Genomic DNA, 25,294 nt, shown 5'->3' with positions numbered 1-25,294 from the left:
CTAGTGTTTTGTTAACTTCTCTTTGTGTTTAATAACCTGACGATCAAGCTTGTCGATCAGGACGTCTATGGCAGCATACATATCTGCATGCTCTGAAGTCGCGAAGACTTCACCACCGGTGAGGTTGATTCTCGCTTCGGCAATTTGTTGCATTTTCTCAACATTGAGCACAACGTGCACATTATTGATCTGTTCGAAATGACGTTCAAGTTTTGAAAACTTTTCCTCAACATAAGCCCGTAACGATTCAGTAATCTCGATATGGTGTCCACTCAGGTTTATTTGCATATAAACGTCCTCCGATTTCCACTTTAGGCTATAAACTTTTACGCTGATTGGAAGGGGGAATAAGCATCGCTTCTCTGTACTTCGCAATGGTTCTGCGCGCAACGTTAATTCCCTGTTCTGCCAGAAGTTGTGCCATCTTGCTGTCGCTTAATGGTTTTTTCTGGTTTTCCGCTGCAACCAGTTTCTTAATGAAGGCTCTGATTGCCGTGGATGAGCACTCACCGCCATCATCAGTCCCGACGTGGCTTGAGAAGAAATATTTTAGTTCAAAAAGTCCTTTTGGGGTATGCATGTATTTTTGTGTGGTCACCCGTGAAATGGTGGACTCATGCATCTCTACCGCTTCAGCGATATCGTTTAGGACCATAGGTTTCATGGCTTCTTCACCGTATTCGAAGAAACCCTGTTGATATTGCACTATGCAGTTTGCCACCTTGAGCAGCGTTTCGTTACGGCTTTCAAGGCTTTTGATAAACCACTTGGCTTCTTGCAAATGACCACGAATAAATTGGCTATCTGCTTGATTTTTTGAGCTACGCGCCATGGCTGCATATTGCTGATTAACATTGATTTTTGGCATGCAGTCAGGATTTAACTCGACCACCCAGCGGCCATTTTTCTTCGACACCGACACATCGGGGATGACATATTCTTCATCAACAGGAGTGATGAGTAAGCCTGGGCGAGGGTTTAAGGTTTGGATCAGCGCTATGCTGTCCCTTAACTCGTCCTCTTTGAGTTTGGTCTTACGCATCAACAACCTAAAATCGCGGGCAGCGATCAGATCTAAATGATCTTTGATCAGCATGCGGGCGTTTTCGAGGTGTGGAGTATCCGGTGAAAAGTGGGAGAGTTGGATAAGCAGACATTCGCTTAAATCCCTTGCGGCGACACCGACGGGATCGAAGTGTTGAATACGCTTGAGTACGGCTTCGACTTCATCCAGTTCTATCTCAGGATTGCCCATGGCTTCGAGGATATCTTCAGTACTTTGAGTGAGATAACCTTGATCGTCGATGGCATCAATAATCGCGGTGGCGATGGCTAAATCGGTTTCAGAGAAGGGCGTGAGGTTTTTCTGCCATTCTAAATGTTCGTACAGGCCTTCACTGGTTTCCCCTTGGAAGGGCATGTCATCTTCACGGCTGGCGCCTGAACCTGAGTTTGGCGATGCGGTAAAGACTTCATCCCAAGTGGTGTCCATGGGCAGTTCTTCGGGCAAGGATTCTTTGGTCAGCGACTCGGCAATGTCCACGGTGGAATTGTCTTGTTCCTGTGGCTGAGCCGTCGTTTCGCTAAAGTCGGTATCGGCGATATCTTGATTACGTTCGCTAGGCGCGTCGAATTGCTCCTCTTCCAGCTCGAGAAGAGGATTAGAGTCTAAGGCTTGCTGGATCTCTTGCTGCAGTTCCAATGACGACAGTTGCAACAGACGAATGGCCTGTTGGAGTTGTGGCGTCATGGTTAACTGTTGACCCAGTTTGAGCTGGAGTGACGCTTTCATGTTACCGCTGATCCCTACGTTATTATTTTGAATTTAGGCCGCTTGTTATCATATTGATGGTGCTTATAAGCCAAAATTCAAGGCTAATTGGCTCTGTTTTAGTAACTATAGCCTGAATTGTTCACCTAAGTACACAGCCCTAACTTGCTGATTGTCTAAGATCTCTGCGGGAGTTCCTTCGGCTATCAGGTTTCCGTGACTGACAATGTAAGCATGTTCACAGACGTCTAAGGTCTCACGCACATTGTGGTCTGTGATCAGTACCCCAAGGCCTCGGCTCTTGAGTTGTTCGATGATTTTCTTGATATCGATAACCGAAATCGGGTCGACACCGGCGAAGGGTTCATCGAGCAGAATAAACTTAGGATTGGCCGCTAAGGCGCGGGCAATTTCGACGCGGCGACGTTCACCGCCCGATAACGACATGCCTTGGCTATCGCGAATATGGGTGATATGGAACTCTTCGAGCAGATGTTCCAGCTCTTCTTCGCGCTGGTCGCGATTGAGCTCTTTGCGGGTTTGCAGTACCGCCATGATATTGTCGTGCACGGTCAGCTTACGAAAGATACTGGCTTCCTGTGGTAGGTAACCAATGCCTTTGCGAGCGCGCAGATGCATGGGATCGGCAGTTAAATCATCGTTATCGATAAAGATATGGCCTTTATCGCTTTTGACTAAGCCCACGACCATATAAAAGGTGGTGGTTTTACCCGCGCCGTTTGGGCCGAGTAAGCCGACGACTTGACCCGTTTTGACCGTCAGGCTGACATCTTTCACAACCTGACGACTCTTATAACTCTTAGCGAGATTCTGTGCTTTTAAGGTAATTTGGGTCATTTAGGATCCTGTTTTTTCACAGGTTTGTCTGCGGGCTGATTCTTGAGTTCTTCCTGATAGTTGTCAGGTTTAATAATGGTAATCACGCGATCATCACCGCTACCCGTGCTCTCCGCGATCAGTTTTTGCTGAATAATATCGTAACGGATGAGGTTACCCGTGACTTGGCTACCCGCTTGGTCTAGGGTCGCTGAACCCGTTAAGGTTAAGGTACGAGTCGCCATTTCATAGCGAATTTCTTTGGCACTCGCTGAAGCAGGGCGTCCATCATCCAGAATTTGGCTGTAAGTCGCAGGATTCCCCGTTGCGACTAAAATCTTGCTGTTTTCCCCTTCGGCAGAAAACGCACGTAGTTGATTTGCATTAATTTTTATCGAGCCCTGGGTTACTTCTACCGGACCGAAGAAAATGATCTGGTTATTTTTAATGTCCGCAGTTTGGCTGACGGCTTTGATTTTTACTTCTTGCTGTAAGTCACCGACCTTGGCGAAGGCGCTCATGCTAGTGATTAGCATTAGGCCGACAAGTAATATGTTATTTTGCTTCATAGGTTCCTACTACCTGACTGGTCAATTGCACTTCCTGCGCGTTAAGGTCGGCATAAAGGCCTTGCCCTTGAATATTAAAATCTTTCCCTGTGACGTAAATGATGCGGTCAGAGGTCATTATCATAGTGTTGAGATCGAGTTCTAAAAAACTGGTGGACAATGTCTGTATGGGTTCACCAGGGCTGATGGCATCGATAATAACATTATTTTCTAATACAACCTTGCCGGTATCTTTGTTGAGTCGACCTTGGTCGGCTCGGATCTGCCATTTTGCTTTACCTTGGTCGGGATAGACAAGATAGACAGGCTGAGTAAAGTCGGTCTGGTTTTTCAGCTCATAGTGCTCCATGTGCTTTGCCGTGACGCGACTGTTAACTTGCCCTTGCTCATTAAACTCAATACTACGCAGATCTTCGATAATGTAATCGGGTCTATCACTGACGTTCAAGCTTTCATCCGTATCGCCACCACGTTTTTGCTGCACTTGCCAATATAGCACCAGCGCAGTACCAAAAAAGGCGATAATGGCGAGGGTCACACGACTCATATGCTCATCCCATGGGCGGAAGTGAACTTATTTTGGCTCAGCAACAGCAGATCCGTGAGTTCCCTGAGTGCGCCATGTCCACCATTTAAGTGAGTCACAAAATGGGCGTGTTGACGGACATAGGGATGACCATCGGCAACACAGACGGCAAGGCCGACCACATTCATTACCGGTAGGTCGACAATATCATCACCGATATAGGCGACTTCTTCTGGGGTAACATTGTAGAGCGACAGCAGCTCTTCATAGGGGACGAATTTATTATCCACGCCCTGATAAATATGGGTCACACCCAGAGCCGTCATGCGGTTTTCAACAATTTTAGACTGACGGCCAGTGATGACCGCCAGATTAAACCCACTGGTCAATAATGAACGAACGCCATAGCCATCGCGGGTGTGGAAGGCTTTGAGCTCTTCCCCTGAGTTGCTCAAATAAATGCGGCCGTCGGAAAACACTCCGTCCACGTCGCAGATTAGCAGTTTAATTTTTTGCGCTCTTTGCCAAACATCGTCGCTGATAGGGCCGTAAAATCCTTGCTGTGGCATTAAATGACTCCCGCTTTAACCATATCGAGCATATTGAGCGCGCCGACAGGATGATTGTCTTTATCTATCACTATCAGGCCGTTGATATTTTTGGAATCCATCACTTGCAACGCCTGCGCCGCTAGGACGTTTTCAGTAATTGTGACACAGTTTCGCGTCATCACATCGGCAATTGGCGTGGTGCGCAGGTTGACTTGGGCGTCGATAACGCGGCGCAGGTCGCCGTCGGTAAAGATACCCACAAGTTTGTTTTGTTCATCGATCACCGCGGTCATGCCAAGGCCCTTTTTGGAGATCTCGTACAGGGCATCGGTGATGCAGATATCGTGTTTTACCAAAGGTAAATCATCGCCGCTGTGCATCACGTTGCTGACTTTTAGCAGTAGCTTACGGCCTAAGGCGCCGCCCGGATGGGACATAGCGAAATCGTCTCGAGTAAAGCCTTTAGCTTGCAGCAACGCAATCGCCATCGCATCTCCCATCACTAAGGTTGCCGTGGTGCTGGAAGTTGGCGCAAGTCCGAGCGGACAGGCTTCTTCTGGTACTTCAATGCATAAATGAATTTTGGCCAAACGTGCCATGGTGGACTCAGGTTTGCCCGTCATGGCAATTACTGGGATGGCTTTACGTTGGATAACCGGCATCAGCGCGAGGATTTCGCTCGACTCACCCGAGTTTGAAATGGCAAGAATAATATCATTATCCGAGAGCACACCTAGGTCACCATGACTGGCTTCGCCAGGATGCACAAAAAATGCAGGTGTACCTGTGCTGGCGAGGGTGGCTGAGATTTTATTGCCAATGTGGCCGGATTTTCCCATCCCCATCACTATCACTTTGCCGGTGCAGTTGAGAATTAACTCGCAGGCTTGGGCGAATTCAACGGAATCGACATATTGATATAGATTGTCGAGGGCCGATTTTTCTATATCGATAACTTTACAGCCCCACTGGCGCAATTGTGATTGGTCTACCATGTCTATCTCTCTTCTTGCATTGTCTTTGTCGCCCCGTCTGGGATTGGAATAGCACAATTTGGTACGCGATAAAGATGATAAAATTAACGGCTTCTTACCGGAGTAGCGTCTTATTGTTTGCCCTTGCCAATCAGGTTTGAGGCAATAGGGCAGAATAACCTGTTTAGCGATTGAATGTCTTGAGCAAAATCATCGTCTTGGTTGTTTTAGCGCTGCCACTTTTATGGTTATGGTCGCCATGATAACCAGTTTGACATTCAATACGTCTTTTGAACTAAGTTATCTTGCCTAGTTCAGTGTGATTTCGCTTAACTTATTAGCCTTAGCTAAACAATCTTGCTGATTTATCAACAAGGATGAAAACATTAAGTAACACTTTATCTTCACAGAGCGAAAACTTAGGGCGCATTCTCGCTGGAAATGAGGCAAATTGAAAGTATCGCAGGACGATAGTGTCGATTCTGTTGTAGGTTAAAGCGCAATTACGTACAATTTGCGGCTCTTCGATTGGTCTGGGCAGGAAGCGTAGGCCACCTCTTTTCAAATATCGGAATCAAGCATGACTCAAGAACAAACGCCGTTGGTTGAGATCCGTCATTTGGGCTTCAGCCGTGGCCAGCGTGTCATATATGAAGATATTAGCCTGTCTATCCCCCGGGGCAAAGTCACCGCCATTATGGGCCCCAGTGGTATAGGTAAAACCACTTTGCTTAAGCTTATCGGTGGCCAATTGACGCCCGATAGCGGCCAAGTGTTGTTCGATGGACAGGATGTGCATGCCGCGAGCCGTAGCGAATTATTCGAACTGCGCAAGCGCATGAGTATGTTGTTTCAAAGTGGCGCATTATTCACCGATATTAACGTCTTCGATAACGTTGCCTTTGCGCTGCGTGAACATTCAGGCCTGCCCGAAGAGATTATTCGGACTATCGTGCTGATGAAACTTGAGGCCGTTGGTCTACGGGGCGCCGCGCAAATGATGCCCAGCGAGTTATCCGGTGGGATGCAGCGCCGCGCTGCCTTAGCTCGGGCTATAGCCCTTGAACCAGAAATGGTCATGTACGATGAACCCTTTGCCGGACAAGACCCTATTTCTATGGGCGTGCTGGTTAAGCTTATCCGCGAACTTTCCGATGCTCTTAATTTAACCTCGGTTGTGGTGTCCCACGATGTGGATGAAGTGCTCGGGATTGCAGATTATGTGTATGTGGTTGCAGATAAAAAAGTTATTGCCCATGGCACGCCTGAGGAGTTAAAGCATGCGGATAATCCGCAGCTCAAACAGTTTATTCAAGGGGCGCCCGACGGCCCTGTGCCGTTCCACTATCCGGCAAAGGATTATCAGCAAGAATTGTTGGCAAAAGGAGTTGGCAAGTGAAGTTATTTGACAGTATTGCCGACCTCGGCCGCAGCGCTATCGAGTTAGTGCTCGGTTTTGGCCGTGCGGGCCTGATGCTCTGGGGCGCGATTTTTCGCTGGCCTCGGGTGCGTAAAGGTTTTCCATTATTAGTGCGCCAAATCTATGTGGTCGGCGTACAATCTATGGTCATTATTGTGGTCTCGGGCCTGTTTATCGGCATGGTGTTGGCGCTGCAGGGCTACAACATCTTAGTCGGTTTCGGTACCGAGGAGAGCTTAGGTCCCATGGTGGCCTTAAGCTTATTGCGTGAACTCGGTCCTGTGGTCACAGCATTATTATTTGCTGGTCGCGCAGGCTCGGCGCTGACCGCCGAAATCGGTCTGATGAAGAGTACCGAGCAGTTATCCAGCTTAGAGATGATGGCGATTGACCCGCTCAGGCAAATCATTGCGCCACGCTTTTGGGCGGGGGTGATCAGCATGCCGTTATTGGCGCTGATGTTTACTGCGGTAGGCATTTATGGTGGTCATTTAGTGGGTGTGGAATGGAAAGGCATCGATGGCGGGGCCTTCTGGTCGATTCTGCAAGCCTCGGTCGAATGGCGCCAAGACATAGTGAACTGCCTGATTAAGAGCGGCGTTTTTGCCGTGGTGGTGACTTGGATTGCCTTATACCGCGGCTATCAAGTGGTGCCGAATCCGGAAGGGATCAGCCGTGCAACCACTTCAACCGTGGTGCAATCGAGCCTCGCCGTACTGGCATTGGACTTTTTACTAACAGCCCTGATGTTTGGCCGCTAACGGATTGCAGCGCCAAGGATACAGATAGACGGATTAACAGAGTGGTAACTGAGCATGTTGACACGAAAAATTGAATTATTAGTGGGTATGTTTCTCTTAACGGGCTTAGCGGCCTTTTTGGTGTTGGTGTTTAAAGTCGCTAATATCGAAGTGCAGACCAGCGACAGCAGCTATACCCTCACCGCCAACTTCACCAATATCGGTGGCTTAAAGGTACGCTCTCCGGTCAAGGTCGGCGGCGTAGTGGTTGGTCGCGTGAGTAAGATAGATTTAGACCCAGTCAAACTGGTGGCTGTGGTGACGATTGTGATGGACAAGCGTTTCGATAAATTCCCTGAAACCAGTAGCTTAGCTATTTTAACTTCAGGTTTACTCGGTGAGCAGTTCCTCGGATTAACACCGGGCTTTGTCGATGATGACGTGAGTATGCTCAAAGATGGTGACAAGATTGACGATACTCGCTCCGCATTAGTGTTAGAAGATCTGATTGGTCAGTTCTTATATAGTATGGGTTCAAAGGATAAATAGGGGTTACCGCTATGTTTAAACGCTTATCGCGCTTTTTACTGCCGTTAGTATGGATATTTACCGCAACGACCGCACTGGCGGATGATGCACCGATTAACACTATGGACCCGTACGCCATGGTGAAATCCGTTGCCAACAAAACCTTCGACCGCTTTCATCAAGATAAAGCCTTGATCGACGCCGATGCGGATCATTTAAAAGTGATCGTGCGCGAAGAGTTGATGCCTTATATCGACTATAAATACGCCTCTTACAAAGTGTTAGGCCAGTATTTAAAAGAGTCGACTGAAGATCAGCGCAATCGTTTTGTCGATGCCTTCGAAGGTTACTTGATCTCAACCTACGCCCAAGCGTTTACCGAATACACTAACCAAAAAGTGGAGTTTTCTCCCGGTAGTGATTTCAGCAATGAGAAGATTGTCGATGTCAACGTACAGATTATCGAAGCGGGTCGTCCGCCGATTAAGCTGTTGTTTAAAGTGCGTCGCCTTAAGGATGACTCTTGGAAGGCGTTTGACTTAGTTGCCGAAGGCGTGAGCTTGCTGTCCTCTAAGCAATCTGAGATCTCGAATCTTATCCGCCAGCAGGGGATTGATGCCGTGATTAAGATGCTGGAAGAGCGCACCAAAGACAAAGTGACTAAAAAGCCTAAAGCAGGGAAATAAGCGCCGTGGTTGAATTTGTGCAACAGGGTAAAATTTGCCACCTCAAAGGGCGTTTATCACAGGAGCAAGTGGTCGCACTTTGGCCGCAAAGGCAAAGCTTGTTAAGCCAAGATACCCAAATGTTGTCGCTCACTGAGCTGGAGTACAGTGACAGTGCTGGCGTGGCATTTTTGCTGGCGTTAGTGCGTCAGCACGGTACGCCACTGCAGTTGTGCTCAGCATCGGATCAGCTAAAAAAATTAATCGACTTATATGATTTACAGTCCTTCTTCACCGAAGAAGCGAATTGAAAAGGTAACGAATTTCATGGAATGCAGTTTAATAGAACAGATTTTACGTGACGCGTTAGCACTTGATGAAGTGCACGCCAGCTCCGATGGCAGCCACTACAAAGTGATTGCCGTGGGTGAATGTTTTGACGGTATGAGCCGCGTAAAACAACAACAAGCCATTTATGCACCCCTGATGAGCTATATCGCCAGCGGTGAGTTACATGCATTAACGATTAAAACTTTCACGCCTACCCAATGGAAACGCGAGAAAATTTTCAACAGCTAGTAGTGAGGAAAAGTGGATAAATTAGCGATTCAAGCAAGCCCTCCGCTTGCTGGTGATGTGATTATTTCCGGCGCTAAAAACGCTGCGCTGCCGATTCTAATGGCAGGCGTGTTAGCCGAGACTGATTTTATTGTGTCGAATGTCCCCAATTTGCGCGATGTGAGCACCAGCTGCAAATTGCTGCGCTGCCTAGGCGCCGATGTGGATGAATTAGGCAATGGTCAAATCCGTATTTCGACCAAGAACCTTAACGAGTTCTGTGCACCTTACGATTTAGTTAAGACCATGCGTGCCTCGATTCTGATCCTTGGGCCGTTATTAGCCCGTTATGGCACCGCAGATGTGTCATTGCCCGGAGGCTGTGCCATTGGTGCCCGTCCAGTAAATCTTCACTTACATGGCCTCGAAATGATGGGTGCCAAGATTGAAGTGAAAGAAGGTTATATCAAGGCCCGTGTCGATGGTCGCTTAAAGGGTGCCCATATTTTTATGGACATGGTGAGCGTAGGCGCGACCGAAAACCTATTGATGGCCGCGGCACTTGCCGATGGCGAAACCGTGATTGAAAACGCGGCCCGTGAACCAGAAGTGATTGACTTGGCGAACTGTTTGATTGCCATGGGCGCAAAGATCACAGGTGTTGGCAGTGCTACTCTGCGTATTCAAGGCGTTGAGCGTCTACAGGGCTGTGAGTACCGCGTGATGCCTGACCGTATCGAAACCGGTTCCTTCCTTGTTGCTGCCGCTGTGACCCGTGGTCGTATCCGTTGCTTAAAGGCCGATCCTGCTTCGTTAGAGTCTGTTATCGCGAAACTTGAAGATGCGGGCGCCAAGATCACTACAGGTGAAGATTGGATTGAGCTCGATATGGAAGGTAAGCGTCCAAAAGCGGTAAATATCAAGACGGCACCATACCCAGGTTTTCCAACCGATATGCAGGCGCAGTTCTGCGTGCTCAACGTATTAGCCCAGGGCACGGCGACCATTACCGAAACCATCTTCGAAAACCGCTTTATGCACGTGCCAGAACTTATCCGTATGGGCGCGAACATGGAGCTTGAAGGCAATACCTGTATTATTCAAGGCATTGAGTCTTTGAGTGGTGCACAGGTAATGGCGACCGATTTACGTGCGTCGGCAAGCTTGGTGATTGCAGGCTTAGTCGCCGATGGTAAAACCATTGTCGATCGCATCTATCACTTAGATCGCGGCTATGAGCATATCGAGCAGAAGTTCCAAGGGTTGGGCGCGCATGTAGAGCGTGTGCAATAACATTTGCTTAGAACTAGCTCCTAATAAAAAACCAGCCAAGTGCTGGTTTTTTATTGCGCGTAATTTGTTTAGGTGAAAAGGAAATGGACATAAATGAGTTAGGTTATTAACTCTAACTCGTCATTTTCGGATGAAAATTTCTATGGGCTAACGTCAAGCAGCGGCGCGTTAGCGCGTCCAGCCCGCAGGGCGATGTGTTATACACCATTTTTGACTAAGTGCTCCGCTAACCTTGATTTTACTTAAATCTGGCCACCCATTTTAAATCAACAACATAATGCACTTTAGGTTTGTCTACAACTTGTACGAGCTAAAATGATTTGAGTGGGAGTCATCAACGTCGTAGGGACTGCATGTAAGACAATAAATTGCGCTAATTCCTTTAAAAATGGGGTATTTCAGACGAGGTAAATTGGCCCATAGTGGTTCTGGATGGGGCATTTGAAGTGATATAAGTCGTTGTCAGTTGCAGCGCAAGTGCTGGCAGCTTGATGCAAAGTGCCGTCGTCGCTTTTCGAGATGTTCGCAATAATCGGTCAGTTCTTGCAGAGTGCCTACAGGGCCATGAAATAACTTACCAAATTCGGTAGTCAGCTTGAGCCAATTGTCATGGGGAATATTTAATCTTGTCAGTATCTTGGCGCTATTTTCACTGATGTATCCACGTTTATCATTGCGAATAATTCGGCCCGTATCATCCACCAACTGAAGGTAATCTTTTAATGAAAACGCAATGCCATTGGGTTGGTTGTCGCACTCGCTACCAATAAAAGGCAGGAGATTGCTTGGCTGCTCACCTTTTAATGCGGCCCGAATACGCAGTTGAATACTGGTATGGTCGGATTGTTCTGGTGTATCAGCAAGTTGCGCTCTAATCGGATTTAAATCGACGTAAGTCATACAGGCTAATACCGCAGCTTCATCGAGTAGGGCTTGCGATTTGAATCGCCCCTCCCAGAAATGACCTGTACAGTTATCCTCTTGATTTGCTTGCCTTGCAATCGGTTCATTCAGACAGCGCATAAACCATGAAATATCACACAAACGACTACGATAAAGGGCAATTGAATGCTTTAATCTGTTGACCTGATGAGCTTCAACCAACTCACCTTTCACGAATTTATGCGTTAATTCATCGCCTTTAAACAACTTATGCCATTGCTCAAGCACTTCGCGGTCAGTCCAACGATTTGCCGTCTCGATATCGACTCGCAGCACCAGATGCAGATGATTCGACATCACCGCAAACGCGGCCACATCAATAGCAAAAACAGCTGCAAGTTCAAACAATAATGACTCTACCCAACCACGGCGATGGTCATAGTTTTTACCCGAGTAACTGTCATCACCACATAAAAATGCCCGCCGAACCACGCGGCTACAGCAATGGTAATAGGGCGTGTCTTCAAGGCTTATCTGGGTTCTGCGAGGGCGCGGCATACAAACCTCCATGTTTAATGCTTAACCAAAGCATAGTCGGAGGTTAGCTACCTCGCTATTAAGGTTGGGTGTCCATGTTTTGGGTTTAAGGTTGGGTGTCCATGTTTTATCCAGGGTGTCCATGTTTTATCCAATGTTTTGACCTTTTAGAAAAGGCTGTACACAGATGTGATCGCTGGCTTTTCAGTAGGATTCTTTATTACTTGGTGACAGTTATTCTGCATTCAGTAATTCATAGGGGCGGGCAATCGCTCCTTTGAGATCGCCAAGGGAAAACACCTTCGAAAAGCGCGCAAAGCTTTTGCCATAAAATATTGTTTCTACAACGGGCAGACTAAAAACCTGGTATCTCGCGGCAAGCTCGACTTGCGCCTCACAATCGATATAGGCGAGCTGCATCCTCGGGAAATCCTTGGCTAGCAAAGTGGCGATTTGCGGTTTAAGCGCCTGACACACGCCACAACTTGGCGCACCGAATAAGAGTAATACCGCTGGATATTGCTTTAGTATGGCATCCAGTTGCTCGGGCGTTTCAATGCTGTGGATAATGGCATTAGGCATGGGTAATCCTATCTATTGGGGCTTTTACAGACAGAATATCACGGAATTAATCCCCATTTTACGGCACTGCTGCCGAGAAATGTTCCTATAAAAAATAGGCTCACCGTCAGTATGATTACGCCTAATACGATTAACCCTGTTATCTGTCTTCCGCGAAGATGACCTACCCAGTGCGCAAGCTTATTTATCATTTTTGCTTTACCTCGTTACAAAATGGATTAGCTACACCATTGGCGCTCGCAGGGGATACCATCGCCATCACCATCCATTTGCGTGTTGGGACAATTTTGAATGTAAAAGGTCGCTTCGGCACAGGAGCGCATATGGCTGCAATGGGTTTTACCTGCTTCACAGTGAAATTGAGGTTCGACTGTTCTTGGAGATTGTACTTCGGAATAAGCGGCTGGTTTTTCCTCAACAATAGTTTCTTGCCGTTGTTGAAATTCCTTATAGCCAAATCCTGCGAGTGCAACAAGTAATAAAAGTGAAATCAAACGGTTGAATGATGACTGAGTGTTGTTGGTGCTTTTATTGCCTCGATTGACCTGCGGCGTTTGGCTTGCGGCTGCTGATGTGGGGGGGGCTGCCTGTACCGCAACGCCCTCTATTGAAGCGATTACAGCTTTAATTTTGCCGTCATTTTGGACTTCAGTTTGGTATAAAATGCTATCGCCGACTTTCGGTTTTCGCGCCATCTTCTTAAGCACTGAGATATGGATAAACACATCACGAGCACCGCTTTGATCTGGCTGAATAAAGCCAAAGCCCTTTTCATCGTTCCAGCGAACTAATATCCCTCTCTCCATGAGCATTGATTATTCCCTTATAAGTTGATTCTGCGCCTAATTGGATTTACTTGCATAAAAGGCTGCCAGCTAAGTTACTCAAGTTAAAGCTTTTTGGCAATTTGTATCTTAGCTGTCCCGTGATTGATGCACTTTGCTTTATGCGGGCGATGGCTTTAGTACCTTGTGGTTTATTTGATTTGAAAAATAAGTCTCCAAACCGTTTTGACTAAATTTTGCGCTAAAGACTTGCCATATTACTGTGTGTCGCATAGCATTTACTGTGTGCCGCATAGTATGTGTGGCACAGTGTTAATCATAGGAATTGATCATGACAAGTTCACAGCTAGTCAAAATGCGGCTCGAGTTACGCCGTGGCGTATTAGTGTTGGCGGTACTGGGATTATTAAAACAACCCCATTACGGCTATTCGCTCCGCAAACAGTTGCAGGACGGCGGTATCGATATTGATGAGGGGACGCTTTATCCCTTAGTGCGCCGTTTAGCCGAACAGGGATTGTTAGACAGTGAGTGGCGACAGGCTGAAGGGCGCGAACGCCGTTACTATCAATTGTCATCATCGGGGGCTGAGTTACTTAGCCAACTGACCGAAGAATGGCAGCAACTTAATGGTGCCTTGGCATTTTTGCTAGGGCAGGTTACCGATGAGAATACAGAGGAAAACTGATATGGAATTAGTTGACCGTTATATTGCCGCTGTGCAACGGGAATTGCCCGAAGATAAACGTCAGGAAATTAGTCGTGAACTCAAAGCCAATATCTGTGATCAATTGGATGCCCTTGCTGAACAGGGTGAGCTGTCGGAATCACAAATCGCCGCAGTGTTAAAGCAAATGGGACATCCGGCACAGGTCGCTTGGCAATTTGTGCCACCAAGCCCCATAGTGGCTAATGAAGATATCTCTTTGTTTAAGTACACCTTGTATATGGTACTGGGCGTCTTATTTGTATTGCAGGTGATTGGCGGTGCGACCCAATGGCTTGGGGCGAGTGAAGGGAGTTTATTGGGATTTTTGCTGCATATTGTCCATGGTTTTATCGGTGATGCTTGCTTTGCATTTACGGTAATTGTGTTGTCATTTTGGAGTTTTTCAATTCAGGGAAAATCAATTTCCGCTGGCTGTAGTAAAGACTGGCAACCGCAACAACTGCCCAAAGTGGCGCCTTCTTGGCAGCATATCCGCTTTAGTGACGTATTTTCTGATCTAGCGACTTATCTTTTTTTACTCATGGTAATTTGGAGTAGTGTCTGGATGAGTGCCGAGCAACTAGCGGCACGTTCAGTTATCTTCAGTGTTAATGTGCAGCAATTGCTGCAATGGTTTAGCCCCATTATTTTGCTGTCTATTTTGAATAGTTTTTGGCAACTGCGCCGTCAGGTGTGGACGGAAACATTATTGCTAACGAATATGGGGATTAATCTAGCCTATGCGTTATTTCTTGTTTTTCTGGCCTTTAACTCGCCATTGTTACAGGTTCAAGGATCTGACTTAAATGGTCTTTTTACAGTGCAACAGTTAGATAAATGGTTAAGTCATGCCCTGTTGGTTACCGCATTATTCCCTAGCTACGAATGTATTCGTGATCTGTTGAGGTGGCGTAAGTTAATCGCAAGCTAGAGGCTTAAATCGTGGCGTGATTCGTGGTGTGTGATTATTTGTTTTGCTTACTGCTAATACTGGCTTGCGCTTGTTGCTTGTAAAGTTCAAATAAACCCTGCTGCTTCATTTTTTTGAGTTGTGCAGCAAGGTTTATAGCCAGTTGGCTATGGCGCTCGTTTAAATAACCATAGCTTGTGACTGCCTCCAAGGTCGCTATCGGTTTTATCAGGCCATCTTTAAACTCAGGAGTTTGCTGAAGGAGTTGCGAACTTATTTCTGAATCGATGTAGATATCAATCCGGCCGTGAAGTAATTTTCGAAATGAGTTAATGGGTGAAGATGATTCACTAAGTCGCGCTTCTGGGATAAGCGCTGTAAGGATTTGTTCTACTCGAAATATGCCTCGGTAATATTCAACCTTATAGTCTGCTGCGGTTAGTGATTGCCAATCAGTAAGCTTGATATTGGGATTATTACTAAAGGCGATTAAATGTGTTTCGATAATGGGTTCTTCAACCCTAATCACATGTTGTACTTTATCGCCATAGTTGAACACTCTACCGGGTTCGCCATCGACTTTACCCGACTCCAGCATTTTGCTGGCTCGAATTGCGGGTACGAGTTCATAACTAAATTGATAACCCAGTTGCTCTAACGCATGGCTATAAATGAGTTCGGCCCATTTAAAGTAAAAGCTATGTTCAGGATCCTCATAAAACGCCATAGTAAATATGGGCTTATCCGTTACAGTTGTCCCTGTTGGTGACGGTGTGGTTTCACTCGCTTGGGCGCTTAAGCAAAAGATAATTCCAATTAACATATTGGATATACTGGCAAGGTTCCTAAGCGGCATACTCACTCCCTTTAATATGGAATATATAACACGCCCTAGTGTCGAAAAATCTAAATTTAACAATCTAAATCAATGCTATAGATAATTTTTTGGAAATGAAAAATTTTCTGACTGATGCGCAGAGTTTTGCGCAATCAAGGCGCTCTGTCGTACGCATAGTGAGTTCAGGTTATATAGAGTATAGCCATCCTAATTTATTGGCTTAGCTTTATTCTCCCTTGTTATTTCATCTGTGAAAATACTCAATATCGGCAATAAAATGTGATCTGGTGGCGGACAAATTGTCCTTTTGCCAGTAAAAATGTGCGACTCAGCACATAAATTCGATAGATAAATGTCGTTGGCGAATTTTTCCTCACTAGAGTTTGAGCTAGATCTGCTTTTATGCTGTGAAGACAGTGTTAAATCCGCGTCATCAACTCGTTGACTCGGGAAACACTCAATGAAACTAAAACAACACATTTTAAAAACACGGTCAGCTAAAGCCTATTTAACCAGCGTATGTTTATTGCCACTTTGCGGCTTATCGGCCACAGCACTGGCCGATGATCTGGATAAAATCGAGCGTTTAGAAGTGCGTGGCAGGCAAATTAATACCTTAGGCCATAGCACTTCGGCGTCGGAAGGGATAGTGGGGGCGGCTGAAATCGAGAGTCGCCCGCTGCTGCGCACAGGGGAGATCCTCGAGTTTGTCCCCGGGATGATCGTCACTCAGCACAGTGGTTCGGGTAAGGCGAATCAGTATTTTCTGCGTGGCTTTAACTTAGACCATGGCACAGATTTTAATACCCGTGTCGAAGGTATGCCGGTCAATATGCGGACCCACGGCCATGGCCAAGGTTATACGGATCTTAACTTTTTAATCCCCGAGCTGTTGGGGGAAATCCGTTATGCCAAAGGAGCTTATTATCCTGAAGTGGCGGACTTTTCCGGCGCGGGTGCGGCGCAAATTCAGCTCGCCGATGAACTCGCTTATCGCCAAGTTGGGGTGACCTTAGGGGAATACGGTTATCAACGGCTGGTGGCCACTCAGGATATGAAGACCGAGGTCGGCCGATTTATTTTAGGAACAGAGTTGCAGGCTTACGATGGCCCTTGGAGCGATATTAAGGAAGATGTTAGCAAAATCAATGTGGTAGGCCGCTATCTTACTAAGCTTAATGGCGGGGACTTTAGTCTCACCATGATGGCCTACGACAATAGCTGGAATTCGGCGGATCAAATTCCGGCGCGGGCGGTGGAGTCTGGGCTGATTGATTTTTACGGTTCACTCGATACCGATGTGGGCGGTGAGGCCAGTCGTTACAGCATTTCGGCGAATTATGACGCCGGTAACTGGCAGGCCAATGCCTATGCCATACGCTCGACCATGGATCTGTTTTCAAACTTTACTTACTTCTTAAACGATCCCATCAATGGCGATGAATTTGAGCAGGTCGATGAGCGCACCATTTGGGGCGGCGATATTAAACGCGACTGGCAAATGAGTCTGGCGGGGACACAAATCAATTACAGTCTAGGTGCCGATGTGCGCTACGACGATATTGGTGCCGTGGGTTTATATAACACCAAAGCACGGGAACGCCTCAGCACTGTGAGACTCGATGAAGTGCAGGAACTCTCTACGGGATTGTTTGGCAAGCTGGAGTGGTTGCCTGCTGACCAATGGCGTTTGAATTTAGGCTTGAGATACGACTATTTCGATGTGCAGGTCGATAGTGATAATCACCTCAACAGCGGCGATGCTTCCGATGGTATGTTGAGCTTAAAGGCGGGCGCTTCCTACCTAGTAAACGATAATCTGGAACTCTACATGAATGCGGGGCAGGGATTGCATTCTAACGATGCCCGCGGTGCAACCATTAAGGTTGACCCAGTCACGGGCGATCCAGTTGAAAAGGTCGATTTGTTAGTGCGCTCCAATGGCGGGGAGTTTGGGGTCAAATACTATGACCGCGACTTTATTAACTTCTCGGCGGCGCTTTGGTATTTGGAACTCGACTCTGAACTACTCTTCGTCGGCGATGCGGGCAATACCGAACCAAGCCGCGCCTCTGAGCGTTACGGCGTTGAAGTCACGGCCTATTATTGGCTTAACGATGATTTGAGTTTAGATATGGAACTGGCCTGGACCCGTGCCCGTTTTACCGAAAATGAACTCGATGAAGGCAAATATGTCGATGGCGCAGTGCCCTTTGTTGGCAGTGCGGGCATTACCTACCGTCCCGATGCCGATGGTTGGTATACCAGTGTCAGGCTGAGATATTTAGGTGAGCGGATCCTCGATAGTTTTGATGAGCATAAAGCCGATGACACTACCTTAGTGAACCTTGCCCTTGGCTATCAGTTATCGGGCTTCGATACTAAGCTCGAGCTATTGAATATATTTGATAGCAAAGACCACGATATCGATTATTTCTACGAGTCTCGTCTAGTGGGTGAGCCAGCTGAAGGCGTGGAAGACTTACATTATCATCCCGTGGAGCCGCGCATGGTGCGGGTGAGTGTCAGTTATCGTTTCTAACTTGAGTGACCATTCTTGAGTGACCATTGCTAGCACCAGCCGATACGCTAAGTTTATCCCGTAACTTGGATAAACTTAGCGTTTTCTATTCTGTTTACTGCAATCATTTCGACATCTTGCTGCAATAAAAACGCCATTAAAATCACGCCAGTTCGTCATATAAAGCATTGAAAATGTGGGCGCCTCTTAAGGGAATACCCTCATACACTCAATAATAAAATCGGTGATGAACGTGATGAATATTAAACGGATCGCTGCAGCTATCTCCTGCAGTTTAATGACGGTTGTAGCCCACGCTGCAGTCTTACCCGCAACTCAAACTGACAGTCAGTGGTTTAAAGACAGTGCAGCCAATGTTGCGGCTAAAGCGCAGGTTGAAACCAAGAAAACAGCTAAAAACGTGATTCTTTTTGTCGGCGACGGCATGAGTATTTCAACCTTAACTGCCGCCCGTATTCTGCAAGGACAGCAGCAAACGGGTAACCAAGGCGGTGAAGAAAACTTCTTAAGTTTCGAGCAGTTTCCACACACTGCGTTAGTGAAAACCTACAACACTAACCAGCAAACGCCCGACTCCGCAGGTACTATGACCGCCATGGCTACCGGGGTAAAAACCAAAGCCGGTATTATCTCGATTTCTGACACCAGTTTACGTGGTAACTGTTTGTCTTCGAAAGGCAATGAACTCGTATCTCTAGTTGATCTTGCCAATGCTAAAGGCTTATCGACCGGGATTGTCACGACTGCCCGTTTAACTCACGCCACTCCTGCGGCCGCTTACGCTAAATCGCCAGAACGTGATTGGGAAGGCGATTTTAACCTGCCTGCCGAAGCCGTTGCGAATGGCTGTACCGATATCGCCAGCCAACTGGTTATGCGCGATGAGGCCAACTCACTCAGCGTTGCACTGGGCGGCGGTCGCAGCTACTTCTTACCAAAAGAAGTCACTGACGGTGAGAACAAAGCCGGTAAACGTAAAGACGGCAAAGACCTGACTAAAGCGTGGGTCGAAAACTTCAGCAAAGCAGCTTATGTGTGGGACAAAAAAGGCTTCGATGCTATCGATGTTGCCAATACCGATCACTTACTTGGCCTCTTTAACCCATCCCATATGGAATACGAAGCGGATCGTGCCGATGACGTTGGTGGTGAGCCATCACTTTCTGAAATGACCGCGAAATCCCTCGAGATTTTAAAGAAAAACGATAAGGGCTTCCTGCTGATCGTGGAATCGGGTCGTATCGACCATGGTCACCACGCGGGCAATGCTAGCCGCGCCTTGACCGATGCGGTTGAGTTATCTAACGCCGTAAAAGCTGCGGTAGATGCGACCAGCAGCGATGACACCCTCATCATGGTAACGGCTGACCACAGCCATGTATTTACCATTGCAGGCTACCCAAAACGCGGTAACCCGATTTTAGGTTTAGTCCACGATGTGGATGGTTCGTTAGCCCTCGCTAACGACGGCAAGCCTTACACCACGCTGGCCTACACGAACGGCCCTGGCGCAGTGGTTGGCGTGCGTGACGACTTAACCTCAGTCGATACTCAAGATAAAGACTTCATGCAACAAGCACTTATCCCAATGGAGAGTGAGACTCACGCCGGTGAAGACATCAGCTTACACGCAATGGGCCCAGGTTCGAATCTGGTGCAGGGCGTGATTGAGCAGAACGTGATCTTCCACATTATCAACCAAGCCCAGCAGCTTGGCGGCACTAAGTACTAATAGGTCGTCTACGACCTACAGTTCTCACTTTTGGAGTAAAAAATGAATAAGAAATTACTGGTACTCGCAATCTCTGCCATGCTGGGTTTAGCCGCATGCGGTAGCGATGGTGACAACGGCGCGGCAGGTACGCCGGGTTCGAATGGTTCTAACGGTTCCAATGGCAGCGACGGTAAAGACTGGACCGCAGTCAACCAATGGTATGTCGATGCACAGGCTCGTGTGACTAAGGCCGATGGCCTGAGCGTTAACAACGATGTGGGCGCGGCGAAAAACGTGATCCTATTTGTCGGCGACGGCATGGGTGTCTCGACTATCACTGCGGCGCGTATTTTAGAAGGTCAATTAAAGGGCAAGACGGGTGAAGAAAACTCTTTATCTTTCGAAACCTTGCCTTACGTCGGTTTATCTAAGACCTATAACGTCGATGGTCAAACACCAGATTCTGCGGGCACAATGTCGGCGATGATGACTGGGGTGAAAACCGATGTGGGCGTGATTTCACAGGCCGAAGGCGTAGTGCGTGCTAACTGCGCATCGACCAAAGATCAAAACTTAGTGACATCACTGGAACTGGCCGCCATGGCGGGCATGTCGACTGGTGTGGTGACTACGGCGCGTTTAACCCACGCCACGCCTGCGGCAACCTATGCCCACGTACCAGAGCGTGACTGGGAAGCCGACTCAAACCTGCCAGCGGAAGCGGTAACCAATGGTTGTAAAGATATCGCCGCGCAAATGCTCGATTTTAACTATGGCAACGGTTTAAACGTGATGATGGGCGGTGGTCGCCGTAGCTTTATCCCAAAAACCACGATTGATCCAGAAGGTAAAGCGGGTAAGCGTAACGATGGTCGCGATCTGACTGCCGAATGGTTAGCTAAGTACACTAATGCGGCTTACGTTCAGGACAGAGATGGTTTCCTAAATGTGGATGTGAAGAGCACTGACCATTTACTGGGTCTGTTCAACTCATCCCATATGGAATACGACTACGACCGTACCGAAGCGGGCGTAACGGGTGAGCCATCGCTCGCAGAAATGACTGCCAAGTCGATTGATATTCTGAAGAAAAACACCAAAGGCTATGTGCTGATCGTCGAAGCAGGTCGTATCGACCATGCGCACCATGCGGGTAACGCCGCTCGCGCCCTGTATGACACAGTTGCGCTATCTGAAGCAGTCCGTGTTGCGATGGAAAAAACCTCGGCAAACGACACTCTGTTAATGGTGACGGCTGACCATAGCCATGTGTTCACCATCGCAGGTTATCCAACCCGTGGTAACCCAATCCTTGGCTTAGTGAAAACCAACGATGCAAACGGTATTGCCGAAGTAACTAACTCAACTGATGCTAACGGTTTACCTTACACAACAGTAGGTTATGCCAACGGTATGGGTTATGCGTCATTAGCGACGGGTGGCGATGAGCGTTATAACTTCCCTGTGGATGCAGGCCGTAAGGACTTGAACTTTGTGGACACCCAAGATGTTGGTTTCCATCAAGAAGCGCTAGTGCCATTAAGCGATGAAACCCATGCGGGTGAGGACGTGGCGATTTTTGCCCGTGGCCCAAGCTCGGATCTGGTCCAAGGTACGGTTGAACAAAACCATATCTTCCACGTGATGAACCGTGCGGCGAACTTGGTCGCGAAAGCGGAAGCTGCAATGGCGGCGAAGTAAGCCAAATGCCGATGGCGGGCCGTCCTGCCATCGGCTCTTATCTAACTGTCTGTAGTGACGTTAGTCAGTAATGCGAGTTATACAATTAGCGTGTAAGTGAGAAATAACATGAATAAACTCCTCTTAGTCACTCTGGTATCGACGTTAGCCTCCCCAGTGATGGCCTTAGCCACTCCCGTTAGCGCTGCTTCTGCTAATCAGGCCAATGCACAATGCACAACACTTGAGGCCAGCCATTTAAAAGCCCAGTACCAAGTCACCAATGCTAAGGGGCAAAGCTGGCAGATGACCCTGCTAAGAGACGGACAAGATTTTATTATTCAACGGGATAACACCACCTTTGAACAATGGGCACCCAATGGCGAATATGTGCGTTATTTCCCTGTTGAAAAACGCTCAGTCACCTATCGCAAGGGCGACTTAAGGGCGCTAAACATTCAGCACGACCGCGATCAGTTGTACCATGTAGTGTCTCCTGCATTGCCTGCCCATATGGCTAAAACTGAGCTAAAACAATTGCCTTGTTTTGCGGCTCAAGGCTTTGCGGGTAAGGTGAATGGCTTGGACAGCCAGCTCGACTGGATTGCCAGCATTGAGCTGCCACAGAAATTTAATTTAGGTGAAGTTTTAAGTTATCAGTTGCTCAAGGTTGAGCCTTACAGCCACGAAGCATTCGCTGCTTTAACCCAGAATTATCAAGATATTGATTTTGCTGACGTGGGCGACAGTGAGTCCGACCCCTTTATCGCCAAGATGATCAACCAAGGCTTTATCGAACACGGTAGCAGTGGTTTTTATAACAGTGAAGGCCATGCCATTGAGGCGCAAGGCGGCCACGGCAGTCATTCGCACTAATCCTGCATGTTGGATCTGACAAAACGCCCGCATTCGGGCGTTTTGCATTTTTGCGGAGGGCGCTGCAATAATTTACTATTCCGACCAAGATCTCGGCGGCTAGAATGAGTAATATCTAAAGTTGTCTTTGCCCTGTGAGATTAAGCTTGCCCTATGAGCCGTGTGACTCCCGTAGAAAATATCAATTACTGGCGCCATCCCAGCCTCTCGGGCATAGAACTGAGTCAGGCGGAATTTACGCATTTCAGTTTTGATAAACACGTGCATCTGGATTACCACTTAGGCGTGGTGACTCAAGGGGCGCAGCAATTTATCAATAAAGGCAGTCGTTATCAGTTAGGGCAACATGGGCTATCGACCCTCAATCCCGATGAAACCCACGATGGACAAAGCCGCGACGCCGAAGGTTATCGGGTTAAGGTGATGTCGATCCCCGTGGAGTATATGAACAGAATTAGCCAAGAAATGGGGCTCAAGGCGCATTTCTTTAATGCGCCCATGGTAGATGACCCTGCGTTATATCAATACTTTATCCAGCTACATGATGTACTCATTCAAGGTCAATGCTCTGAGCTGGCGGCCGAGTCGCACCTGCTGAACTTTATGCAGCTGTTATTGATGCGCCATCCCACGGGAATGCTGAATTTACGGCAGGATAGGGGGTTATCATGGCAGCAGTTAAATCGTATCAAACAGAAAATTCACGATGAGCCGTGGCAAAACACTCAACTTGAGGCGTTGGCCGATGAAGTTAACCTGAGTAAGTTCCAGTTTTTACGCCAATTTAAACTGGCGACTGGGATGACACCCCACGCCTATCTAAAGCGAGTGCGATTAGAGTTAGCGAAAAAGTCCTTAACCCATGGCGCCTTAGTGGCGGATGTGGCGCAGCAGTTAGGCTTTTTCGACCAGAGTCATCTAAATAAGGCGTTTAAGCAGGCCTTTTTACTCTCTCCTGTCCAATTCCAGCGGCGCATGCTTTAATTTGTCTCGGTAAATTAACCGCGTGCAATTTCTTACAATGCAGGTGCTACAGGCTTGGGCATACTGACGTTCTTATCTGTTTTTGCGGAGCCCTATTGATGGATGTATCCCTGTTAGTCACCTTAGCTGTTATTCATTGTGTAGCCTTAGTCAGCCCAGGGCCGGATTTCGCCATTATGGTGAAGATTGCCACGTCGCAGCCGCGAAACACTGCAATTGCCACGGCGGCGGGAATATCGGTGGCGATTTTAGCCCATACCATTTTGAGTTTAACTGGCGTCAGCTTAGTGATTAAAAGCTCCCATACCTTGTATCTGTTAGTGCAATTGCTGGGCGCTTCGTATTTAGCGTGGATGGGATTTGGCGCGCTTAAGGCTGCGGTGACCTTTTTCAGTAAACCCAAAACCGTATTGAACGGTGAGGGGGCCGATTCCTCTGGATTTGCAACAACCTCAGAACACAGCATTGATATGCCCATGGCGGGCACTGTCAACGTTTTAACTCCTAAACAGGGTTTTATGAGGGGGCTTTATACCAATTTATTGAATCCCAAAGCTTTAGTGTTTTTTATCACCTTGTTCTCCGCCCTGATCACCCCGAGCGTGACACCTGTGACTAAATTTGCCGCCGCGTTGATGTTATTTGTGTTGTCACTGCTCTGGTTTGGCTTTTTGGCGCTGATGCTCTCAAAAGCCAAGGTGCAGCAAAAGTTGCAACGACTCACGCCTATCATCGATGGGGTAATTGGGGTGATCTTTATGTCGGTGGCGGTAGCGATAGTCTCTAGTTTGCTGTTGGCTTAAGGTGCTGCTAGCGAGGCTGTGATTAGGCTTTTAACACATAGGCTTGGGTGGGATTGTTTATGTTTATCCCACCTTAGCTATGCTATCCTTGCCAAGTCTTAATTTGGATGTTTTTGACGTTAAAGGAATAAGCCATGCCTCATGCTCTGTCTTCTCGAACATATTCAGGTATTCATCGACTTTCGCGTTTAGGGCTTTATGCGGGCTTGCTGCTGGGGAGTCTAACCCTAGTGCCTCAGGCTATGGCCGCACTAGAAGCGGAATATGTGCCGCAGGTGCAAGCCTTGATTGATGCGGCCAAAGCGGGTGATCATCAGGCGATTGCCGAGCAAATCTCTTATCCCCTCCAGCGGGAATACCCGCTCCCCGATGTGCAAAATCCACAGCAAATGCTGGCGAGATTTCAGCAGGTGTTTGATAGCAAGTTGCTGAGTCAAATCGCCAATTCGACCACGGAGAACAACTGGGAGACTATGGGCTGGCGCGGCATTATGCTCGATCACGGCAGTGTCTGGTTGGATTTTGATGGCAAAATCTCGGGCATTAATTACCAAAGCCCAGAGGAAGCTAAGTTAAGGGATGAGCTGATCGCGCAGCAAAAAGCGATGCTACACGAGAGTGTGCGCGAGTTTGCTAGCCCAGAGCTGGCGTGGGAAACCGCTCGATTCATCATACGTGTCGATGCCATCGATAATAACCAATACCGTTATGCAGCTTGGGCAAAGGGCAAATCCCTGAGTGAGAAACCTGATTTAGTCCTCAAAAAGGGTAAATTGGTGCGTGAGGGTACTGGCGGTAATCATTTCTTCCAGTTTAAAAGTGGTCCCTATCGCTATGTTTGCGATGTGATAGTGCTCAGCGCTGAAGAGAGCCCCGTGGGCATACTTTATGTTTACAAAAACGATCAATTGCTGGTGCAGGAGCCTGTGATTAAGGCGTTATAGCTTAATTGGCCATTCGCTTAAGGCTAATTCCCTGAAGCGAATGCCATCAAGGTTGTCTGTAACTGTCTTTTTATAA

General features: G+C 47.6%; 27 protein-coding genes. 16 read left to right on the top strand and 11 right to left on the bottom strand.

Annotated features, from left to right (window positions below):
- The 7 genes from hpf to SHD_RS19350 all read right to left on the bottom strand — a co-directional run bounded on the left by hpf (position 1) and on the right by SHD_RS19350 (position 5,249).
- A complete protein-coding gene (gene hpf, locus SHD_RS19380) occupies positions 1–288 on the bottom strand; it encodes a ribosome hibernation promoting factor (RefSeq protein WP_007650503.1) in 288 nt (95 codons plus the stop codon).
- Positions 289–316: 28 nt separating this feature from the next.
- On the bottom strand, positions 317–1,792 hold the full coding sequence (locus SHD_RS19375; protein WP_023268682.1) for an RNA polymerase factor sigma-54: 1,476 nt from the start codon (positions 1,790–1,792) through the stop codon (positions 317–319).
- Between the two features lie 105 nt (positions 1,793–1,897).
- Positions 1,898–2,629 carry an LPS export ABC transporter ATP-binding protein gene (lptB, locus tag SHD_RS19370; RefSeq protein ID WP_023268681.1) on the bottom strand — a complete coding sequence of 244 codons (732 nt, stop codon included), beginning with the start codon at positions 2,627–2,629 and terminating at the stop codon, positions 1,898–1,900.
- The gene (lptA, locus tag SHD_RS19365) at positions 2,626–3,177 is read right to left on the bottom strand and encodes a lipopolysaccharide transport periplasmic protein LptA (protein WP_023268680.1); all 552 of its coding nucleotides are present in this window, start codon (positions 3,175–3,177) and stop codon (positions 2,626–2,628) included. The genes lptB and lptA overlap by 4 nt, the downstream gene beginning before the upstream one ends.
- The gene (gene lptC / locus SHD_RS19360; protein WP_023268679.1) at positions 3,164–3,724 is read right to left on the bottom strand and encodes an LPS export ABC transporter periplasmic protein LptC; all 561 of its coding nucleotides are present in this window, start codon (positions 3,722–3,724) and stop codon (positions 3,164–3,166) included. The genes lptA and lptC overlap by 14 nt, the downstream gene beginning before the upstream one ends.
- Positions 3,721–4,272, bottom strand: coding sequence for a 3-deoxy-manno-octulosonate-8-phosphatase KdsC (gene kdsC, locus SHD_RS19355; protein ID WP_023268678.1), 552 nt, complete (start codon positions 4,270–4,272; stop codon positions 3,721–3,723). Before kdsC ends, lptC begins: the two co-directional genes overlap by 4 nt.
- On the bottom strand, positions 4,272–5,249 hold the full coding sequence (locus SHD_RS19350) for a KpsF/GutQ family sugar-phosphate isomerase (RefSeq protein ID WP_023268677.1): 978 nt from the start codon (positions 5,247–5,249) through the stop codon (positions 4,272–4,274). Before SHD_RS19350 ends, kdsC begins: the two co-directional genes overlap by 1 nt.
- A 559-nt stretch (positions 5,250–5,808) precedes the next feature.
- Here SHD_RS19350 and mlaF point away from each other — a divergent pair.
- The 7 genes from mlaF to murA are packed head-to-tail and all read left to right on the top strand — an operon-like array spanning position 5,809 to position 10,432.
- A complete protein-coding gene (mlaF, locus tag SHD_RS19345) occupies positions 5,809–6,627 on the top strand; it encodes a phospholipid ABC transporter ATP-binding protein MlaF (protein ID WP_023268676.1) in 819 nt (272 codons plus the stop codon).
- The gene (gene mlaE, locus SHD_RS19340) at positions 6,624–7,409 is read left to right on the top strand and encodes a lipid asymmetry maintenance ABC transporter permease subunit MlaE (RefSeq protein WP_023268675.1); all 786 of its coding nucleotides are present in this window, start codon (positions 6,624–6,626) and stop codon (positions 7,407–7,409) included. The genes mlaF and mlaE overlap by 4 nt, the downstream gene beginning before the upstream one ends.
- A gap of 54 nt (positions 7,410–7,463) precedes the next feature.
- Positions 7,464–7,937 carry an outer membrane lipid asymmetry maintenance protein MlaD gene (mlaD, locus tag SHD_RS19335; protein ID WP_011715852.1) on the top strand — a complete coding sequence of 158 codons (474 nt, stop codon included), beginning with the start codon at positions 7,464–7,466 and terminating at the stop codon, positions 7,935–7,937.
- Positions 7,938–7,948: 11 nt separating this feature from the next.
- On the top strand, positions 7,949–8,602 hold the full coding sequence (locus SHD_RS19330; RefSeq protein WP_023268674.1) for an MlaC/ttg2D family ABC transporter substrate-binding protein: 654 nt from the start codon (positions 7,949–7,951) through the stop codon (positions 8,600–8,602).
- A gap of 5 nt (positions 8,603–8,607) precedes the next feature.
- Positions 8,608–8,892 (top strand): STAS domain-containing protein, encoded by a 285-nt coding sequence (locus SHD_RS19325; RefSeq protein WP_011715854.1) that lies wholly within the window; start codon positions 8,608–8,610, stop codon positions 8,890–8,892.
- 16 nt (positions 8,893–8,908) lie between these two features.
- The gene (locus SHD_RS19320; RefSeq protein ID WP_011621481.1) at positions 8,909–9,160 is read left to right on the top strand and encodes a BolA family protein; all 252 of its coding nucleotides are present in this window, start codon (positions 8,909–8,911) and stop codon (positions 9,158–9,160) included.
- 12 nt (positions 9,161–9,172) lie between these two features.
- A complete protein-coding gene (murA, locus tag SHD_RS19315; protein WP_011621482.1) occupies positions 9,173–10,432 on the top strand; it encodes a UDP-N-acetylglucosamine 1-carboxyvinyltransferase in 1,260 nt (419 codons plus the stop codon).
- A gap of 462 nt (positions 10,433–10,894) precedes the next feature.
- Here the strand turns inward: murA and SHD_RS19310 are convergent, their stop codons facing one another.
- The 3 genes from SHD_RS19310 to SHD_RS19300 all read right to left on the bottom strand — a co-directional run bounded on the left by SHD_RS19310 (position 10,895) and on the right by SHD_RS19300 (position 13,245).
- Positions 10,895–11,872, bottom strand: a complete 978-nt coding sequence (locus SHD_RS19310; RefSeq protein WP_039978745.1) for a hypothetical protein — start codon at positions 11,870–11,872, stop codon at positions 10,895–10,897.
- A 213-nt stretch (positions 11,873–12,085) separates the two neighbouring features.
- The gene (locus SHD_RS19305) at positions 12,086–12,433 is read right to left on the bottom strand and encodes a thioredoxin family protein (RefSeq protein WP_023268672.1); all 348 of its coding nucleotides are present in this window, start codon (positions 12,431–12,433) and stop codon (positions 12,086–12,088) included.
- A 218-nt stretch (positions 12,434–12,651) separates the two neighbouring features.
- On the bottom strand, positions 12,652–13,245 hold the full coding sequence (locus SHD_RS19300; RefSeq protein ID WP_023268671.1) for an excalibur calcium-binding domain-containing protein: 594 nt from the start codon (positions 13,243–13,245) through the stop codon (positions 12,652–12,654).
- Positions 13,246–13,549: 304 nt separating this feature from the next.
- Here SHD_RS19300 and SHD_RS19295 point away from each other — a divergent pair, with 304 nt between their 5' ends.
- Both SHD_RS19295 and SHD_RS19290 read left to right on the top strand, forming a co-directional pair.
- Positions 13,550–13,906, top strand: a complete 357-nt coding sequence (locus tag SHD_RS19295) for a PadR family transcriptional regulator (RefSeq protein ID WP_039978743.1) — start codon at positions 13,550–13,552, stop codon at positions 13,904–13,906.
- A gap of 1 nt (position 13,907) precedes the next feature.
- Positions 13,908–14,858 (top strand): HAAS signaling domain-containing protein, encoded by a 951-nt coding sequence (locus SHD_RS19290; protein WP_023268669.1) that lies wholly within the window; start codon positions 13,908–13,910, stop codon positions 14,856–14,858.
- 34 nt (positions 14,859–14,892) lie between these two features.
- On the opposite strand, the gene SHD_RS19285 is transcribed toward SHD_RS19290, so the two are convergent.
- Positions 14,893–15,693, bottom strand: coding sequence for a type 2 periplasmic-binding domain-containing protein (locus tag SHD_RS19285; RefSeq protein ID WP_039978741.1), 801 nt, complete (start codon positions 15,691–15,693; stop codon positions 14,893–14,895).
- 442 nt (positions 15,694–16,135) lie between these two features.
- Between SHD_RS19285 and SHD_RS19280 the strand changes: the two genes are divergently transcribed.
- The 7 genes from SHD_RS19280 (at position 16,136) to SHD_RS19250 (ending at position 25,218) form a co-directional block, all read left to right on the top strand.
- Complete coding sequence (locus tag SHD_RS19280) at positions 16,136–18,217, top strand: TonB-dependent receptor (RefSeq protein WP_023268667.1); 2,082 nt, start codon at positions 16,136–16,138, stop codon at positions 18,215–18,217.
- A gap of 235 nt (positions 18,218–18,452) precedes the next feature.
- On the top strand, positions 18,453–19,949 hold the full coding sequence (locus SHD_RS19275) for an alkaline phosphatase (RefSeq protein ID WP_039978969.1): 1,497 nt from the start codon (positions 18,453–18,455) through the stop codon (positions 19,947–19,949).
- A gap of 42 nt (positions 19,950–19,991) precedes the next feature.
- Positions 19,992–21,632: an alkaline phosphatase gene (locus tag SHD_RS19270; RefSeq protein WP_023268665.1), complete on the top strand. Its 1,641-nt coding sequence runs from the start codon at positions 19,992–19,994 to the stop codon at positions 21,630–21,632.
- Between the two features lie 108 nt (positions 21,633–21,740).
- The gene (locus SHD_RS19265; protein ID WP_039978739.1) at positions 21,741–22,487 is read left to right on the top strand and encodes a hypothetical protein; all 747 of its coding nucleotides are present in this window, start codon (positions 21,741–21,743) and stop codon (positions 22,485–22,487) included.
- A gap of 153 nt (positions 22,488–22,640) precedes the next feature.
- On the top strand, positions 22,641–23,471 hold the full coding sequence (locus tag SHD_RS19260) for an AraC family transcriptional regulator (protein ID WP_023268663.1): 831 nt from the start codon (positions 22,641–22,643) through the stop codon (positions 23,469–23,471).
- Positions 23,472–23,569: 98 nt separating this feature from the next.
- Entirely contained in the window at positions 23,570–24,274 is a 705-nt protein-coding gene (locus tag SHD_RS19255) for a LysE family translocator (RefSeq protein ID WP_023268662.1), read from the top strand.
- 134 nt (positions 24,275–24,408) lie between these two features.
- Positions 24,409–25,218 (top strand): hypothetical protein, encoded by an 810-nt coding sequence (locus SHD_RS19250; RefSeq protein ID WP_023268661.1) that lies wholly within the window; start codon positions 24,409–24,411, stop codon positions 25,216–25,218.
- Positions 25,219–25,294 lie beyond the last annotated feature (76 nt).

This window comes from Shewanella decolorationis S12 (assembly GCF_000485795.1).
Taxonomy (GTDB): Bacteria; Pseudomonadota; Gammaproteobacteria; order Enterobacterales; family Shewanellaceae; genus Shewanella; species Shewanella decolorationis.
The sequence above is the reverse complement of the archived record's forward strand: the minus strand, read 5'-3'. Positions and strand labels throughout refer to the sequence as shown.

Bases quoted from the DNA above. Each gene is read 5' to 3' on its own strand.
- SHD_RS19350 (WP_023268677.1), bottom strand. From the start codon at position 5,249: ATGGTAGACCAATCACAATTGCGCCAGTGGGGCTGTAAAGTTATCGAT.
- hpf (WP_007650503.1), bottom strand. From the start codon at position 288: ATGCAAATAAACCTGAGTGGACACCATATCGAGATTACTGAATCGTTA.
- SHD_RS19260 (WP_023268663.1), top strand. From the start codon at position 22,641: ATGAGCCGTGTGACTCCCGTAGAAAATATCAATTACTGGCGCCATCCC.
- mlaF (WP_023268676.1), top strand. From the start codon at position 5,809: ATGACTCAAGAACAAACGCCGTTGGTTGAGATCCGTCATTTGGGCTTC.
- SHD_RS19285 (WP_039978741.1), bottom strand. From the start codon at position 15,693: ATGCCGCTTAGGAACCTTGCCAGTATATCCAATATGTTAATTGGAATT.
- SHD_RS19265 (WP_039978739.1), top strand. From the start codon at position 21,741: ATGAATAAACTCCTCTTAGTCACTCTGGTATCGACGTTAGCCTCCCCA.
- lptA (WP_023268680.1), bottom strand. From the start codon at position 3,177: ATGAAGCAAAATAACATATTACTTGTCGGCCTAATGCTAATCACTAGC.
- lptC (WP_023268679.1), bottom strand. From the start codon at position 3,724: ATGAGTCGTGTGACCCTCGCCATTATCGCCTTTTTTGGTACTGCGCTG.
- SHD_RS19295 (WP_039978743.1), top strand. From the start codon at position 13,550: ATGACAAGTTCACAGCTAGTCAAAATGCGGCTCGAGTTACGCCGTGGC.
- SHD_RS19375 (WP_023268682.1), bottom strand. From the start codon at position 1,792: ATGAAAGCGTCACTCCAGCTCAAACTGGGTCAACAGTTAACCATGACG.
- SHD_RS19320 (WP_011621481.1), top strand. From the start codon at position 8,909: ATGGAATGCAGTTTAATAGAACAGATTTTACGTGACGCGTTAGCACTT.
- SHD_RS19305 (WP_023268672.1), bottom strand. From the start codon at position 12,433: ATGCCTAATGCCATTATCCACAGCATTGAAACGCCCGAGCAACTGGAT.
- SHD_RS19300 (WP_023268671.1), bottom strand. From the start codon at position 13,245: ATGCTCATGGAGAGAGGGATATTAGTTCGCTGGAACGATGAAAAGGGC.
- SHD_RS19275 (WP_039978969.1), top strand. From the start codon at position 18,453: ATGAATATTAAACGGATCGCTGCAGCTATCTCCTGCAGTTTAATGACG.
- SHD_RS19255 (WP_023268662.1), top strand. From the start codon at position 23,570: ATGGATGTATCCCTGTTAGTCACCTTAGCTGTTATTCATTGTGTAGCC.
- SHD_RS19310 (WP_039978745.1), bottom strand. From the start codon at position 11,872: ATGCCGCGCCCTCGCAGAACCCAGATAAGCCTTGAAGACACGCCCTAT.
- SHD_RS19270 (WP_023268665.1), top strand. From the start codon at position 19,992: ATGAATAAGAAATTACTGGTACTCGCAATCTCTGCCATGCTGGGTTTA.
- SHD_RS19280 (WP_023268667.1), top strand. From the start codon at position 16,136: ATGAAACTAAAACAACACATTTTAAAAACACGGTCAGCTAAAGCCTAT.
- SHD_RS19250 (WP_023268661.1), top strand. From the start codon at position 24,409: ATGCCTCATGCTCTGTCTTCTCGAACATATTCAGGTATTCATCGACTT.
- SHD_RS19290 (WP_023268669.1), top strand. From the start codon at position 13,908: ATGGAATTAGTTGACCGTTATATTGCCGCTGTGCAACGGGAATTGCCC.
- kdsC (WP_023268678.1), bottom strand. From the start codon at position 4,272: ATGCCACAGCAAGGATTTTACGGCCCTATCAGCGACGATGTTTGGCAA.
- SHD_RS19330 (WP_023268674.1), top strand. From the start codon at position 7,949: ATGTTTAAACGCTTATCGCGCTTTTTACTGCCGTTAGTATGGATATTT.
- mlaD (WP_011715852.1), top strand. From the start codon at position 7,464: ATGTTGACACGAAAAATTGAATTATTAGTGGGTATGTTTCTCTTAACG.
- lptB (WP_023268681.1), bottom strand. From the start codon at position 2,629: ATGACCCAAATTACCTTAAAAGCACAGAATCTCGCTAAGAGTTATAAG.